This window comes from Nitrospirae bacterium CG2_30_53_67 (genome assembly GCA_001873285.1).
Classification (GTDB): domain Bacteria; phylum CG2-30-53-67; class CG2-30-53-67; order CG2-30-53-67; family CG2-30-53-67; genus CG2-30-53-67.
Map to the genome: position 1 here is coordinate 1 of MNYV01000124.1, position 15855 is coordinate 15855.

Sequence of the window (15855 nt, forward strand, 5' to 3'; positions counted from 1 at the left end):
CATGGAAGAGGGAGGCCGGCATACGCCGTTTTTCAAGGGATACCGGCCCCAGTTTTATTTTCGGACCACGGACGTGACCGGCGTGGTGACGCTTCCGGAAGGGGTTGAGATGGTCATGCCTGGGGACAACATATCGGTTCAGGTGGAGCTGATCACCCCGATCGCCATGGAGAAAGAGCTTCGGTTTGCCATCCGAGAAGGCGGGCGGACCGTAGGCGCCGGCGTCATCAGCGAGATCATCGAATAGGCAAGACAAAATTTGAAATTTGAGATCTGAAATTTGAAATAGGACAAAAAGACATGCGAGAGATCGTGACATTGGTTTGTGCGGAGTGTAAACAGAAAAACTACACGACGACCAAAAACAAAAAATCCGCGCCGGACAAGCTGGAGTTCAAAAAATATTGTCCTTTCTGCAGGACCCACACCACCCACAAGGAAGGGAAAAAATAGGGGGAGGATTTTTCGGCGGGCGTGCAGAAGAAAAACCCGTAGGCCAGTAGCTCTAACGGCTAGAGCAGCGGACTCCAAATCCGCGGGTTGGGGGTTCGAATCCCTCCTGGCCTGCCAGGAAACATGAGAGGGCATTGGAAAGGCTCTCTTTTAGAGCAAAGAAAGGCGATCTGTGATGCAGAAGATCCGGACCTTCCTTGAAGAGGTCAAGGGAGAGATGAAGAAGGTGACTTGGCCGACTTTTTTGCAGACCAAGGGTTCCACCTGGGTGGTGATCATCATGGTCCTGATGATCGGCGTCTATTTCGGCGTCATTGATTTTTTTCTGGCAAAATTCATCCATATTTTCCTCGGCTGATACAGGCAGCGGGGCTGGAGTCGTCATGGCCGTTCAGTGGTATGTCGTCCATACCTATTCAGGATTTGAAGGAAAGGTCAAAGAACATATCCTCAAAAAGGTCGAGTCCCTCGGCCTGCAGGAGCAGATTTCAGAAATGATCATTCCTTCTGAGGACATTGTTGAACTGAGGGGCGGGAAGAAGAGAAGATCTTCAAGAAAGTTCTTTCCGGGATATATTCTGGTCAAAATGGAAATGAATGATGAAACCTGGCACATTGTCAACAGCACCCCCAAGGTGACGGGATTTCTGGGAGGAACCAAGAATCCGACGCCTCTGAAAGAGGAGGAGATGCAGGAGGTGCTCCAGCAGATGGATGCAGGGGTGGTGAGAACAACGTCAAAAGGGAATTTCGACAAGGGTGAAGTGGTGCGGATCGTGGACGGTCCTTTTGTCAATTTCAACGGGGTGGTGGATGAAGTCCATCCGGACCAGGGGAAACTGCGTGTGATGGTCAGCATCTTCGGAAGGGCCACCCCGGTGGAGCTTGAATTTCTGCAGGTCGAGAAGGAAAAGTAGCATATAAGATTTAATCATCTCCAAAAGAGTGGGTGAAAACATCAGGGGCCAAGGGGTCAAGGATTCCAGGGGTCAAGTGAAGTGCAAAAAACATAAGGGGCCGAGGGTCCTAGGGGTCAAGGGTTCCAGTGTTTTTCTCTGGAGATTTTGCTTGCGTTCTTGTACTCGGTTTACCGGTATCGGTATTTCACTTGACCCCTTGAACCCTGGAATCCTCGAACCCTTCTTACCCAATAGATGGGAGAAGAACCAGATTTAAGATTATGGAGGAATGAAAGAAGATGGCCAAGGAAGTGATCGCAAAGATAAAATTGCAGGTGACGGCAGGGGCTGCGAATCCCTCTCCTCCTGTGGGGCCCGCGCTCGGGCAGCACGGTGTCAACATCATGGAGTTCTGCAAGGCCTATAATGCCCGCACCCAAAATCAGCAGGGGATGATCATCCCTGTTGAAATTACGGTCTATGCAGATCGTTCTTTTACCTTCATCACCAAGACTCCGCCTGCGGCCACGCTTCTCAAGAAGGCTGCCGGTATTGACAAGGGGTCTGGGGAGCCGCACATGAAAAAGGTGGGCAAGGTGAGCCGTGACGAGGTCAGAAAGATAGCTGAGCTCAAGATGCCGGATCTCAATGCCAAGGATCTCGAAGGGGCCATGAAGATCATCGCCGGGACGGCGCGCAGCATGGGTATCGAGGTGGAATAGGAGTCGACCGATGAAAAAAGCAGGGAAGAAATATCAGGCAGCTCTGGAGAAAGTGAACAGGCTAAAACTCTATCCGATCAAGGAAGCCTTTGAACTGGTATCCCAGACAAAGGCTGCAAGCTATGACGAGAGTGTGGACATCGCCGTGAGGCTGGGGGTCAATCCCAAATATTCGGACCAGATGGTGCGGGGCGCCGTGGCGCTGCCGCATGGGACCGGGAAAAGCGTACGCGTTCTGGTCTTTGCCAAAGGCGAAAAGGAAAAGGAGGCCAGGGATGCCGGAGCGGACATGGTCGGCGCTGAAGATCTGGTTGCGAAGATCAAAGGGGGATGGCTGGAGTTCGACCGGGTGATTGCCACGCCGGACATGATGGGACTGGTCGGCCCATTGGGTAAAATCCTCGGCCCACGGGGGCTGATGCCCAATCCGAAATTGGGCACGGTGACCTTTGAACTGGCCCGGACCGTCAAGGAGATCAAGGCCGGAAAGATCGAGTTCCGTACGGAAAAAGCCGGGATTGTTCACGCCATACTCGGCAAGTCATCCTTCGATTCTCAAAAACTTTATGAAAACAGCGCCGCTTTTTTTGAGATCCTGTTTAAACTGAAACCCGCGAGCAGCAAGGGCCAGTACTTAAGGAGCGTCGTGATCTCCACGACCATGGGGCCGGGCATCAAACTGGATCCGGTCGAGATCATGAATTTTTTTGGTCATTAAATAAGTATTTTATTTATTCAAACCCCTGAGATTTCGACGGGCAGGATACCCGCCGGGCCTTTTGGGTCAACCTGTCAGAGACAGCAGGCGGTCTCTTTGAGATGAGAGTCTTAATCGGGGTATCCCGGCCTGCCGAGGCAGATCGTATTCCGCTTTTTTATGGAAAAGGTTCTGTCCTCTGATGGTGTGCACAGGCATCAAATTCCGGATGAATCATTCCGGGAACCCAGCCTGTGAACAGATTAGAGGAAAGGAGGAGTGAGCCGTTGAACAAACAGGAAAAGATAGAGATGGTTGCAGCTCTGCGGGAAAAATTCTCCAGGGCTAAAATGGCATTGCTGACGGATTACCGAGGCATGAGCGTCTCCGAGATGACCGGACTCCGCAGGAAACTACGGGGCGCATCCGTGGAATACGGCGTCGTCAAAAACAGCCTGGCGAGAATCGCATCAGATGGGACGACCTTGGAGCCGATCAAGGATCAATTTGAAGGTCCTACAGCAGTCGTGTTGAGTTACGAGGACCCGGTTGCGCCGGCCAAGATTCTGACCGATGCTCTCAAGGAGAATAAATACCTGGCGATCCGCACAGGCGTTTTCGAAGGAGCGGTTCTCAGCAAGGCCGAGATCGCTACCCTCGCGTCTCTCCCTTCACGGGAAGCGCTTCTCGGCATGTTCCTGCGGGTTCTTCAGAGTCCGCTGACCGGGTTGATGACGGTGATGCAGGCGCCCTTGAGAAATTTGCTGAACGCCTTGAATGCCGTAAAGGAAAAGAAGGCCGCGTAGTAAGGCCGGGAGGAAAGAGGGCTCGTGGAGAGGTGCTGCTGTTCGTTTATGTAACAAGATCCGATCCGGCGCCAAAGGCATCCGGACATCATGATGGAGGAAGAGTAGAAAATGGCTATAACCAAAGAAGACGTTTTGAATTATATCGAAAAGGCGAACATGTTGGAAATCTCCGATTTGGTAAAAGAAATCGAGAACAAGTTCGGTGTTTCAGCCGCTCCTGTGGCTTATGCGGCAGGGCCGCAGGCCGCAGGGGAGGCGGCGGCCGTTGAGGAGAAGACGGCTTTCGATGTGATCCTCTCTGCTGTCGGAGAGAAGAAGATCCAGGTGATCAAAGAGGTCAGGGCGATTACCAGTCTCGGACTCAAAGAGGCCAAGGATCTGGTCGAAGGGGCGCCCAAGACCGTGAAAGAAGGGGTCTCCAAGGAAGAAGCCGCTCAGATCAAGGAGAAACTCTCGGCGGTAGGGGCGACGGTGGAGATCAAGTAGGTCTTCCGTTCCCGCCGGGGAAAGCAGCCTCGGCTGAAGGTTTTTCTGCGATATTGCCCAATGAGGAGTCCCATATGCATAAGGTGAGCCAGCCCGGTCTCAGGGTTCGGAAAGATTTTTCCAAGATTCGCGCCGTGATGGATATCCCGGATCTGATCGAGATCCAGAAACGTTCTTACAAGATGTTTCTGCAGGAAGGCATGGCGCCGGACAAGCGTGAAGATACAGGTCTGCAGTCGGCCTTCAACAGCGTTTTCCCCATCACGGACTTCAACGAGACACTCTCTCTTGAGTTCGTGGATTACTCCCTTGGCGAACCCAAGTATGACATCATTGAATGCCTGCAACGCGGGGCGACCTATGCGGCGCCTCTTCGAGCCCGCATGCGTCTGATTGTCTACGACGTTCCTGAGGAGGGCAAAGGGAACAGGTCGGTCCGGGACATCAAGGAACAGGAAGTCTACCTGGGGGAGATCCCTCTCATGACGCCGAACGGGACCTTTATCGTCAACGGGACCGAGCGCGTCATCGTCAGTCAGCTCCACCGGTCACCGGGCGCCTTCTTCAGTTATGAGAAGGGGAAGACCAGTTCCGAGAAGCTCCTCTATACGGCCAGGATCATCCCGTACCGGGGTTCATGGCTCGATTTCGAGTTTGACTCCAAGGACCTGCTCTATGTCCGCATCGACCGCAGAAGAAAGCTTCTCGCGACCATCCTGCTCAGGGCGCTGGGTTTCAGCGCCCAGCAGCTGCTGAAGATCTATTACCAGACGGAAAGATTGCACGTGGATGACAAGGAGAACATCATCAAGGACGTGAATCCCGATGTTCTGAAGGGGACACGCGCCACGTCGAACATTTATGCGCCGGGCGCCCGGAAGATCATTGTCAAGGAGGGGTACAAGATCACCAAGGTCGCCCTGAAGCGCATTGTCGAATCCGGTCTGAAGGAGATGAAGGTCCAGAAAGAGGAACTGCTCGGAAGGGTCGTTCTTGATGACATTGTGGATCCGTCAACCGGCGAAGTCCTCGTGGAAGGGAACACCGAGCTGACCGAAGATATGGTGAATACCATTCTACAGAGAAAAGTCCGGGAATTTGAGATCCTTTTCATAGACAATATCCATGTCAGCTCGGCCCTCAGGGACACCCTGGCCCATGACAAGGTGGCCTCTCCCGAGGAAGCCATGATCGAGATCTACAAACGGATGCGGCCGGGAGAACCGCCTACGCTGGAGACGGCCAGGCATCTCTTTAACGACCTCTTCTTCAATCCTCGGCGCTACGATCTTTCTCCTGTGGGGCGTCTCAAGATGAACCACAAACTCGGCCTGGATATTCCCAGGGATGCCCGCACCCTGACCAAAGAGGATATCATCCGCACTGTCAAACACCTGATCGACTTGAAAAACGGGATCGGCGCCGTGGACGACATTGATCATCTCGGGAACCGGCGGGTCCGGTCCGTGGGTGAGCTGCTGGAAAACCAGATCCGCATCGGCCTGGTCCGGATGGAACGGACCATCCGTGAGCGGATGAACCTTCAGGATGCGGAGACGGTCCTTCCCAAGACCCTGATCAACGCCAAGCCGGTTTCTGCGGCCATCAAGGAATTCTTCGGGAGCAGCCAGCTTTCACAGTTCATGGACCAGACCAATCCTCTCTCCGAGATCACGCACAAGCGGAGGCTCTCAGCCCTGGGGCCGGGCGGACTGACGCGGGAGCGGGCCGGATTTGCCGTCCGGGACGTGCACCCGACCCATTACGGGAGGATTTGTCCGATCGAGACCCCTGAAGGTCCCAATATCGGACTGATCACCTCTCTTTCCACCTATGCCCGTGTCAATGAATACGGTTTTATTGAAGCCCCCTATTCAAAGGCAGAGAACGGATGGATTACCGACCAGGTGAAATTCCTCAACGCGCTGGAAGGGGAACAGTATGTCATCGCTCAGGCCAATACGCCGCTCGATGCCAAGGGAAAGATCTCCGTCAGCCTGGTCTCTGCGAGGAAACAGGGGGATTTTATCATGGTCCCGCCGGAACAGGTGGACTATATGGATGTCTCTCCGAAACAGATGGTGAGCGTGGCCACAGCGCTGATTCCTTTCCTTGAGCATGACGATGCCAACCGGGCCCTCATGGGTTCCAATATGCAGCGTCAGGCTGTTCCGCTTCTCAAGACCGAGGCCCCGATCGTGGGGACCGGTATGGAATCCGTGGTGGCCAGGGACTCAGGCGTGGTTTCGATCGCCCGCAGACCCGGGGTGGTGGACTATGTGGACGCCCAGAAGATCGTGATCAAGGCGGACAAGGAGAAGCAGGGGAGATCCTCGACCGGATCGCGCCTCGACATCTATAATCTTCTTAAGTATCAGCGGTCCAATCAAAATACTTGCATCAACCAGAAGCCCATCGTGAAAAAAGGCGACCACGTGGTTCAGGGACAGATCATTGCAGACGGTCCCGCGACGGACCAGGGGGAACTGGCGCTGGGACAGAACGTTCTGGTGGCCTTCATGCCGTGGCGGGGGTTTAATTATGAAGACGCCATCCTGATCAGCGAGAAGCTCGCCCGGGAGGACCGATACACCTCGATTCACATCGAGGAGTTCATGATGGAGGCGAGGGACACGAAACTCGGGCAGGAGGATATCACCCGGGACATTCCGAACGTCAGTGAGGAAGGACTCCGGGATCTGGACGAAAGCGGCATTGTCCGAATCGGGGCCGAGGTCAAACACGGCGACATCCTGGTCGGGAAGGTCACCCCCAAGGGTGAGACGCAACTGACCCCGGAAGAAAAACTGCTCCGGGCCATTTTTGGAGAGAAGGCCGGAGACGTACGGGACGCCTCGCTCCGGGTTCCTCCAGGAATCGAGGGGACGGTGGTGGATGTCAGGGTTTTTGTGCGCCGAGGAGTGGACAAGGATGAACGGACCTTGAGCATGGAAGATGAGGATATCCTGAAGATCCAGAAGGACTATGAAGAAGAGATGCGGATCATTCAGGAGGAGTATCTTTCCAAGAAGAGGAGCCTGCTGGTCGGATACAAGGTCGTTGAATCCGTCCGTCACCCGGAGAAGAAGAAAGTCCTTCTTAAAAAAGGCGGCGTTTTGTCCCCGGAGATCATCGAAGAAATCCCGCTGGATTTATTCGAGTCCATTGAAGTGGAAACCGATGACAGCCTTAAGGAAAAGCGGGAGGCGCTGGAAGACCGGCATCAGGAGAACCTGGCGGATATCCAGACCTTCTACGATGAGAAGATCAACCGGGTACGCAAGGGCGACGAGCTCCCTCCGGGAGTCATCAAGATGGTCAAGGTCTACGTGGCCATGAAGCGCAGGCTTTCCGTGGGCGATAAAATGGCGGGGCGCCACGGGAACAAGGGCGTCGTGTCGAAGATCCTTCCCATAGAGGACATGCCCTATCTTCCGGATGGAAGGTCAGTGGACATCGTTCTTAATCCCCTCGGAGTCCCATCCCGAATGAACATCGGCCAGATCCTGGAGACCCATTTGGGCTGGGCGGCGAAGGCCTTGGGGCTGTACATTGCCACGCCGGTATTTGACGGGGCCACGGAGAAAGAAATCAAAGAGATGCTGAAAAAAGCCGGCCTTCCGACCCGGGGACAGTCGGTCCTCTATGACGGGAAAACCGGCGAGCCCTTCCATCAGGATGTGACGGTGGGCTGCATGTATATCATGAAGCTCCATCATTTGGTCGACGACAAACTGCATGCGAGATCCATCGGGCCCTATTCTCTGGTCACCCAGCAGCCTCTCGGCGGCAAGGCCCAATTCGGAGGACAGCGTCTGGGCGAGATGGAGGTATGGGCCTTGGAGGCCTACGGGGCGGCCCATACCCTTCAGGAGTTCCTGACTGTCAAATCAGACGATGTGTCGGGACGCACCCGGATTTACGAGTCGATCGTAAAAGGGCAGAATATTCTGGAGTGCGGACTGCCCGAATCCTTCAACGTTCTGGTCAAAGAACTTCAGAGCCTTTGTCTGGATGTGGAATTGATATAGATAAATAGGGTTCAAGGGGTCGAGGGGTCAAGGATTCAAGTGAGAAGAAGAGAAAATGGTTGGGAAAAGAACACTTGAACCCTGGGACCCTTGGACCCTTGAACCCTGTTCTCTCGGAGGGAATACGATTGAAAGACTTATACAGCTTGTTTGATAAACCCAAGAGCGCCGTGAGTTTTGACAAGATCCGCATCGGGATCGCTTCGGCGGAGAAGATCCGTTCCTGGTCTCATGGGGAAGTGAAAAAGCCGGAGACCATCAACTACCGGACCTTCAAGCCGGAGCGGGACGGGCTTTTCTGCGCCAAGATTTTTGGTCCCACCAAGGATTGGGAGTGTACCTGCGGAAAGTACAAACGGATGAAGCACCGGGGCGTGATCTGCGACAAGTGCGGTGTGGAGGTCATCCAGTCCAAGGTGCGGCGAGAGCGCCTCGGCCATATCGAGCTGGCCTGCCCGGTCTCTCATGTCTGGTTCTTCAAGGCCCTTCCCAGCCGGATCGGCAGCCTGCTGGATCTGACGCTGAAAGAGTTGGAGAAGGTCCTTTATTTTGAATCCTATATCGTGATCGACGGAGGGACGTCCCCCCTGAAACCTTTGACCATTTTAAGTGAAGAGCAGTACCGCAAGGCCCGAGAGGACTATGGGGATGCCTTTAAAGCGGGGATCGGGGCCGAGGCCATCAAAAGCGTTCTTTCCGCCCTGGATCTGGACAAGCTCTCCGAGGAACTCCGGGAAGGCGGCAGGACGGTCAAGTCCAAGGCCCTCAAGGCCAAGATGATTAAACGGCTGAGAGTGGTGGAGGCCTTCCGGGGTTCCGGAAATCGTCCGGAATGGATGATCCTGGACGTGATCCCCGTCATCCCGCCGGAACTCCGCCCCCTGGTCCCCCTTGAAGGAGGACGTTTTGCCACGTCGGACCTGAATGATCTCTACCGGCGCGTGATCAACCGGAACAACCGGCTCCGCAGACTGATCGAGCTCAAGGCGCCTGATGTGATCATCCGAAACGAAAAAAGGATGCTTCAGGAGGCCGTTGACGCCCTGTTTGACAACGGCCGGCGCGGGCGGATCATCCGCGGCCCGAACAAACGCCCGCTCAAATCCCTAAGCGACATGCTCAAAGGGAAACAGGGGCGTTTCCGTCAGAATCTCCTGGGAAAAAGGGTGGACTATTCCGGGCGTTCCGTAATCGTCGTGGGGCCGGAATTGAAGCTGAACCAGTGCGGCATCCCTAAGAAGATGGCGCTTGAGCTCTTCAAGCCGTTCATCTTCAATAAACTCGAAGAGAAAGGGTACGTGACGACCATCAAGAGCGCCAAGAAGATGGTGGAGAAGATGAAAGAGGAGGTTTGGGATGCCCTGGACGAGGTGATTCAGGAGCATCCGGTTCTCCTGAACCGCGCCCCGACCCTGCACCGCCTCGGGATCCAGGCCTTTGACCCGATCCTTGTGGAAGGGAAGGCCATCAGGCTTCACCCCCTGGTCTGCGCGGCCTTCAATGCGGACTTCGATGGAGACCAGATGGCGGTGCACATTCCCCTTTCGGTGGAGGCTCAGACCGAGGCACGGGTCCTCATGCTTTCGATCAACAACATCCTCTCTCCGGCCAACGGCCGGCCCATTACCATCCCCAGCCAGGACATGGTTCTCGGATGCTACTACATGACCATTGAGGCCCCTGGCGCCAAAGGCGAGGGGATGCGTTTTTCCAGCATCAATGAGGTCCGGATGGCCTATGATGCGGGGGTGGCCAGCCTCCATGCCAAGGTCTTTGTGAGGATAAACGGCAAGATCGTTGAAACCACGATCGGCCGCGCCCTGATCGGCGATATCCTGCCCCCGGGCATTCCGTTTTCAAGCGTGAATCAGCTTCTCAAGAAGAAGACCATCAGTGCGATCATCGATGAGGCCTACCGTAGGGTCGGACCCTCGGAGACCGTTATCCTTCTTGACCACCTCAAGGATTTGGGGTTTGAGTTCGCCACACTGTCCGGCGTATCGGTCTGTCTTGACGACATGCATATTCCGTCCAACAAGCCGAAGATCCTGGACAAGGCCATGAAGGACGTGGATGAAATCTCCAGGCAGTATGCCGACGGGCTGATCACGGACGGTGAGCGGTACAACAAGGTGATCGATATCTGGGCCCAGGTCACGGATGCCGTTTCCGCCGAAATGATGAAGGAGCTGGGGAGCGAGGAACAGGGGAGGGAAAAAAGGGGACGGGAATTCAACCCGATCTTTATGATGGCGGACTCAGGCGCCAGAGGTTCGGCCCAGCAGATCCGGCAGCTTGCCGGCATGAGAGGGCTGATGGCCAAGCCGTCCGGAGAGATCATCGAGACCCCGATCACCTCCAATTTCCGTGAAGGACTGACCGTGCTGCAGTACTTCATCTCCACGCACGGCGCGCGTAAGGGTCTGGCGGACACGGCCTTGAAGACGGCCAATTCAGGATACCTGACCCGCCGCCTGGTGGATGTGGCTCAGGACAGTATCATCCTGGAAAACAACTGCGGGACCCTGGACGGGATCGAGGTCTCCTCCCTGGTGGAGGGGGGCGAGATCATCGAGCCCCTCTATGACCGGATTTTGGGCCGCTCGGCCGCTGAGGATATTATGGATCCGGACGGCAAGAGCGTCATCGTCAAGGCCGGCGAAGATATAGACGAAAAGACCGCATCCATGATCGTGGATTCGGGTATCTATACTGTCAAGATCCGTTCCCCATTGACGTGCGAAACCCAGCGAGGGGTCTGCGCCAAGTGTTACGGGCGGGATCTCTCGAGGGGGACCCTGATTGATATCGGTGAGGCGGCCGGTGTGATCGCGGCGCAATCCATCGGAGAGCCGGGGACCCAGCTCACCATGAGAACCTTCCATATCGGCGGAACCGCCAGCCAGGTCGCTGAGCAGACCACGCTCGAAGCCAAAAACAACGGGATCGTGGCCTACGAAAACATCAAGACCGTCATCAACAAAGACGACAAGATCGTGGTCATGAACAGAAACGGCCAGCTCCTGATCCTGGACAAAAAAGGAAGGGAGAAGGAGCGGTACAGCGTGGTTTACGGGGCCGCACTCAAGGTCAAGGAAAAACAGCCGGTCAATGCAGGAGAGAGTCTGGTGGAATGGGATCCCTATACCGCATCCATCCTGACCGAAGTCGGAGGGAAGGTGGCCTTCGGCGACATTATAGAAGGCATTTCCATGAGGGAGGAGGTCGATGAGATCACCGGACTCTCGAGAAGGGTGATCATGGATTACTCCCATACGGACCTCAGGCCCAGGCTCTCGATCAAGGGCGCGGACGGGAAGACCTTGAAGCTTCCCGGCGGGAGGGGCGATGCCCGGTACATCCTTCCGGCAGGGGCCAATATCCATGTTGAGAAGGGCGCGGAGGTCTATCCTGGGGACGTGCTGGTCAAGATTCCGAGGGAGACCACCAAGACCAAGGACATTACCGGAGGGCTCCCCCGTGTGGCGGAACTTTTCGAGGCCAGGAAGCCCAAGGAGCAGGCCGTGATCAGCGAGGTGGATGGTGTGGTCAAGGATGGAGGGTTCCTGCGCGGCGCCCGGAGGATTATCGTCGTTACGGAGAACGGAGAGGAACACGAATACAACATCCCGAGAGGCAAGCACGTCAACGTCCATGAAGGAGATTTCGTGAAGGCCGGCGAACCCTTGATGGACGGGTCGGCCAACCCGCACGACATCCTGAGGATCCTGGGGCCGAAGGAACTTCAGAAATACTTTGTGGACGAGATCCAGAAGGTCTATCGCCTCCAGGGCGTCTCCATCCACGACAAGCATATTGAGATCATCGTCCGGCAGATGCTGAAAAAGGTCGTCATCGAAGAGAGCGGGGACACGGACTTTCTGATTGGAGAGCAGGTGGATAAGGTTCTCTTCTCCAGAAAGAACGCGGAGATGGTCAAGCAGAAGAAACAGCCGGCCATGGGGAAACCCCTGCTTCTGGGGATCACCAAGGCGTCCCTGAACACGGACAGTTTCATCTCGGCAGCGTCTTTCCAGGAGACCACCCGGGCATTGACCGAGGCGTCGATCAGCGGGAAGGTGGATGATCTGGTCGGTCTGAAAGAGAATGTGATCATGGGGAGGCTGATCCCGGCCGGGACGGGGATCCGCCAGTATCTCGATACCGTAGTCAAGCTGGATGAACCTGAGGAGACTGAGGAGCCCGTGAAGGAAGAGGCCCCGGGCGGTGAGGTTGCAGGGAGCCTTGAAGAGGCCGCCAAGTAGGATACGAGGATGGCCGGCCGGATCAAAATGCAGGATCATAAATATTGTTTCATAGAGCAGAAAAGTCTTGACAGGCAGTCTCGATTTCTGCTAAATTTCTAAAGTTTCGCTTTAAACGACAACATATCGGGCGGAGATTGAAATACTTGTAAAACTGAAGGGTTACACCTCGAAACGGAAGAGGGAGGATGGAGGGAAAAGGTGCCGACCATTAATCAGCTGGTCAGAAAAGGAAGGAAAAAGAGTCCGGTGAAGACCACCGCTCCGGCTTTGCAGGGGAGTCCTCAAAGACGGGGGGTCTGTACGAGGGTTTATACCTCCACGCCGAAGAAGCCGAATTCGGCCCTCCGGAAAGTGGCCAGAGTCCGGCTGACGAATGGATACGAGGTAACTTCTTATATACCCGGAGTCGGGCATAATCTGCAGGAGCATTCCATCGTGCTCATCCGCGGCGGAAGAGTCAAGGATCTTCCCGGTGTCCGGTACCACATCATCCGGGGGACTCTGGATTCCGTGGGGGTTGCGGACCGCAAGCAGAGCCGGTCGAAATACGGGGCGAAACGGCCCAAGAAATAGGATGATCGGGAGGAATGGATTATGGCTCGCCGAAGGGTGGCTGCAAAACGAGAGGTTTTACCGGATCCCAAGTTTCACAACAAGCTGGTGAGCAAATTCGTCAACAGCCTGATGAAACAAGGGGGCAAAGGTCTGGCCGAGAAGATCTTTTACGGCGCGATGGATATTATTCAGGGGAAAACCGGGGAGGAAGCGGTGAAGACGTTTCTCAAGGCGCTGGATAACGTCAAACCCGTTGTTGAAGTCCGCTCCAGAAGGGTTGGAGGGTCCACCTACCAGATCCCGATTGAAGTGCGGCCGAGCCGCAGATTCGCGTTGAGTCAGCGCTGGATCATCACGTATGCACGGTCCCGCGGAGAGAAGACCATGAAAGAGAGGCTTGCCGGAGAGCTTATGGACGCCGCCAAAAACACAGGGAATGCGATCAAGAAAAAAGAAGATACTCATAAAATGGCGGAAGCGAACAAGGCTTTTGCTCATTATAGGTGGTAGATATGGCGGGAGCCGCTCTGTTGACAGTTCAAGAGAAGGATCGGAGGAAAGCGGTTGTGGGCAGAGATGACGCTTTATCGAGATATAGAAACATCGGGATTATGGCCCATATCGATGCGGGAAAGACCACAACCACGGAACGGATCCTGTTCTATACGGGGATCTCCCATAAAATGGGAGAGGTTCATGACGGCGCTGCGGTCATGGACTGGATGATCCAGGAGCAGGAGCGGGGCATCACCATCACCTCCGCCGCCACGACCTGCTTCTGGAAGGACCATCGGATCAATATCATTGATACCCCGGGCCATGTGGATTTTACCATTGAGGTGGAGCGCTCACTGCGTGTCCTCGATGGCGCCATCGCGGTGTTTTGTGCGGTCGGAGGCGTGGAACCCCAGTCTGAGACCGTCTGGAGACAGGCGGACAAGTACAGGGTTCCCCGAATCGCCTTTGTGAATAAGATGGACCGTGTCGGCGCCGACTATATCAGATGTATTGACATGATCCGCTCACGGCTCGGATCCCGGCCCTTGGTGGTTCAGCTCCCGGTCGGCAAGGAAGAAGGCTTTGCAGGGGTCATCGACCTGGTCGGCATGCAGGCCATGCTTTGGGAGGGTGAAACCTCTCTCGGCCAGATCTATCATGTGACCGATATCCCTGAAGGTTTGAAGGAGGAGGCCGGTTCGTACCGTGAAAAGATGATCGAGACCCTGTCGGAATACGATGAAGGCATCCTGGAAGATTATTTGAAGGGGGCGGCTATTTCCGCCGATACCGTCCGCAAGGCCGTCCGCAGGGCCACGCTTGAACTCAAGATCGTCCCGGTGCTCTGCGGTTCGGCGTTCCGTAATAAAGGCGTGCAGCCCCTTCTGGATGCCGTGATTGATTATCTTCCCTCTCCCATGGATGTCCCACCCGTAGAGGGCTTCCAGCCCGGCACGGAAAAAAAGATCATTCGCAAGCCCGATGACCATGAACCCTTTTCAGCCCTGGCCTTCAAGATCATGACCGATCCTTATGTAGGCCAGTTGACCTTCTTCCGTGTCTATTCAGGTCATCTGGAGGCCGGTGATCACGTTTATAACAGCCGCAGTCAGCGGCGTGAACGCGTGGGCCGGATTCTTCGGATGCATGCCAATAAACGGGAGGACATCAAAGAGGTTTCCGCCGGTGATATCGCAGCCGCAGTGGGTCTGAACAGCTGCATGACCGGCGATACGCTCTGCGATCAGAAGAAACAGATCGTCCTCGAATCCCTGGAGTTTCCGGATCCGGTGATATCCGTGGCCATTGAACCCAGGACCAAGGCCGATCAGGACAAGCTGGGGATCTCGCTTTCCAAACTCACGCAGGAAGACCCTTCCTTCCGGGTGCATACGGACCGGGAGACCGGACAGACCATTATTTCGGGGATGGGGGAGCTTCATCTGGAGATCATTGTGGATCGGCTGATGCGGGAGTTCAAGGTGGACGCCAACGTAGGAAAACCCCAGGTTGCCTATCGTGAGGCGCTCCACAAGAGCGTAGAGTCGGTCGGGCGTTTCATCCGGCAGACCGGCGGGCGAGGACAATATGGGCACGTGGTCATCAAAATGATACCCTTGGCTCCAGGCTCCGGCGTCCTGTTTGAAGACAAGACCAAAGGGGGTGTGGTCCCCAGGGAATTCATCAGCGCGGTAGAGAAGGGAGTCCGGGAGGCCCTTGCGGGCGGGGTTCTTGCTGGATATCCCATGGTTGACCTTCAGGTGAACCTCATTGACGGATCCTCCCATGACGTCGACTCCTCGGAGATTGCCTTTAAGATTGCAGGATCCATAGCCGTGAAGGAGGGGGCCGTCAAGGCAGCGCCGTATCTGCTGGAGCCGGTGATGTCGGTGGAAGTCGTGGTCCCTGAGAATTATATGGGGCAGGTGATCGGCGATTTAAATGCCAGGCGCGGTCACGTGATCGGGATGGAGTCCAGAGGGAACATCCAGGAGATCAAGGCGCATGTCCCCTTATCGGAGATGTTCGGATATTCCACGGATCTCCGTTCCGAAACCCAGGGAAGGGCTACGCATACCATGCAGTTTTCGCATTATCAGGAGGTTCCGCGCCAGATTTCTGATGAGATCATAGCGAAGATACAGGGAAGATTTTGAAATTTCAAATTTCAAATTTGAAATTCGTTTCTCAGAAAAGGAGGGAGATCCATGGCGAAGGCTAAATTTGAACGGACGAAGCCTCATGTGAACATTGGGACCATCGGTCACGTGGATCACGGGAAGACGACGTTGACGGCGGCCATCACCCGGGTGTTGTCGAACCGGGGTTTGGCGGAATACAAGGCCTTTGATCAGATCGACAATGCGCCGGAGGAGCGGGAGCGCGGGATCACGATAGCGACGGCGCACGTAGAGTATGAGAGCGTAAATCGTCACTA

Annotated in this window: 12 protein-coding genes, 1 tRNA gene and 2 pseudogenes; all 15 read left to right on the forward strand. The window is 55.3% G+C overall.

Annotated elements, in window-relative coordinates; translation table 11 throughout:
- The 15 genes and pseudogenes from tuf (AUK29_07720) to tuf (AUK29_07790) all read left to right on the forward strand — a co-directional run bounded on the left by tuf (AUK29_07720) (nucleotide 1) and on the right by tuf (AUK29_07790) (nucleotide 15855).
- Nucleotides 1-247, forward strand: a pseudogene (gene tuf, locus AUK29_07720) (elongation factor Tu).
- A gap of 53 nt (nucleotides 248-300) precedes the next feature.
- On the forward strand, nucleotides 301-453 hold the full coding sequence (locus AUK29_07725; protein ID OIP62775.1) for a 50S ribosomal protein L33: 153 nt from the start codon (nucleotides 301-303) through the stop codon (nucleotides 451-453).
- Between the two features lie 40 nt (nucleotides 454-493).
- Nucleotides 494-570, forward strand: a tRNA-Trp gene (locus AUK29_07730).
- 55 nt (nucleotides 571-625) lie between these two features.
- Nucleotides 626-811: a preprotein translocase subunit SecE gene (locus AUK29_07735; GenBank protein ID OIP62776.1), complete on the forward strand. Its 186-nt coding sequence runs from the start codon at nucleotides 626-628 to the stop codon at nucleotides 809-811.
- 25 nt (nucleotides 812-836) lie between these two features.
- Entirely contained in the window at nucleotides 837-1370 is a 534-nt protein-coding gene (locus AUK29_07740; protein OIP62777.1) for a transcription termination/antitermination factor NusG, read from the forward strand.
- A gap of 281 nt (nucleotides 1371-1651) precedes the next feature.
- Nucleotides 1652-2074 (forward strand): 50S ribosomal protein L11, encoded by a 423-nt coding sequence (locus AUK29_07745; protein ID OIP62778.1) that lies wholly within the window; start codon nucleotides 1652-1654, stop codon nucleotides 2072-2074.
- Between the two features lie 10 nt (nucleotides 2075-2084).
- Nucleotides 2085-2792: a 50S ribosomal protein L1 gene (locus AUK29_07750; protein ID OIP62779.1), complete on the forward strand. Its 708-nt coding sequence runs from the start codon at nucleotides 2085-2087 to the stop codon at nucleotides 2790-2792.
- 290 nt (nucleotides 2793-3082) lie between these two features.
- Nucleotides 3083-3577: a 50S ribosomal protein L10 gene (locus tag AUK29_07755; GenBank protein OIP62785.1), complete on the forward strand. Its 495-nt coding sequence runs from the start codon at nucleotides 3083-3085 to the stop codon at nucleotides 3575-3577.
- Nucleotides 3578-3688: 111 nt separating this feature from the next.
- Nucleotides 3689-4066, forward strand: coding sequence for a 50S ribosomal protein L7/L12 (locus tag AUK29_07760; protein ID OIP62780.1), 378 nt, complete (start codon nucleotides 3689-3691; stop codon nucleotides 4064-4066).
- A 74-nt stretch (nucleotides 4067-4140) separates the two neighbouring features.
- Nucleotides 4141-8097 (forward strand): DNA-directed RNA polymerase subunit beta, encoded by a 3957-nt coding sequence (locus AUK29_07765; GenBank protein OIP62781.1) that lies wholly within the window; start codon nucleotides 4141-4143, stop codon nucleotides 8095-8097.
- Between the two features lie 128 nt (nucleotides 8098-8225).
- Nucleotides 8226-12362 carry a DNA-directed RNA polymerase subunit beta' gene (locus AUK29_07770; protein ID OIP62782.1) on the forward strand — a complete coding sequence of 1379 codons (4137 nt, stop codon included), beginning with the start codon at nucleotides 8226-8228 and terminating at the stop codon, nucleotides 12360-12362.
- Nucleotides 12363-12563: 201 nt separating this feature from the next.
- The gene (locus tag AUK29_07775) at nucleotides 12564-12938 is read left to right on the forward strand and encodes a 30S ribosomal protein S12 (GenBank protein ID OIP62783.1); all 375 of its coding nucleotides are present in this window, start codon (nucleotides 12564-12566) and stop codon (nucleotides 12936-12938) included.
- Nucleotides 12939-12959: 21 nt separating this feature from the next.
- A complete protein-coding gene (locus AUK29_07780; protein OIP62784.1) occupies nucleotides 12960-13430 on the forward strand; it encodes a 30S ribosomal protein S7 in 471 nt (156 codons plus the stop codon).
- 56 nt (nucleotides 13431-13486) lie between these two features.
- Nucleotides 13487-15574 (forward strand): translation elongation factor G, encoded by a 2088-nt coding sequence (locus tag AUK29_07785; GenBank protein ID OIP62786.1) that lies wholly within the window; start codon nucleotides 13487-13489, stop codon nucleotides 15572-15574.
- A 51-nt stretch (nucleotides 15575-15625) separates the two neighbouring features.
- Nucleotides 15626-15855, forward strand: a pseudogene (gene tuf, locus AUK29_07790) (elongation factor Tu).

What these genes read in the sequence shown, in the direction of transcription:
- AUK29_07780 (OIP62784.1), top strand. Translation starts at nt 12,960, where the DNA reads ATGGCTCGCCGAAGGGTGGCTGCAAAACGAGAGGTTTTACCGGATCCC.
- AUK29_07750 (OIP62779.1), top strand. Translation starts at nt 2,085, where the DNA reads ATGAAAAAAGCAGGGAAGAAATATCAGGCAGCTCTGGAGAAAGTGAAC.
- AUK29_07765 (OIP62781.1), top strand. Translation starts at nt 4,141, where the DNA reads ATGCATAAGGTGAGCCAGCCCGGTCTCAGGGTTCGGAAAGATTTTTCC.
- AUK29_07725 (OIP62775.1), top strand. Translation starts at nt 301, where the DNA reads ATGCGAGAGATCGTGACATTGGTTTGTGCGGAGTGTAAACAGAAAAAC.
- AUK29_07755 (OIP62785.1), top strand. Translation starts at nt 3,083, where the DNA reads ATGGTTGCAGCTCTGCGGGAAAAATTCTCCAGGGCTAAAATGGCATTG.
- AUK29_07760 (OIP62780.1), top strand. Translation starts at nt 3,689, where the DNA reads ATGGCTATAACCAAAGAAGACGTTTTGAATTATATCGAAAAGGCGAAC.
- AUK29_07745 (OIP62778.1), top strand. Translation starts at nt 1,652, where the DNA reads ATGGCCAAGGAAGTGATCGCAAAGATAAAATTGCAGGTGACGGCAGGG.
- AUK29_07740 (OIP62777.1), top strand. Translation starts at nt 837, where the DNA reads ATGGCCGTTCAGTGGTATGTCGTCCATACCTATTCAGGATTTGAAGGA.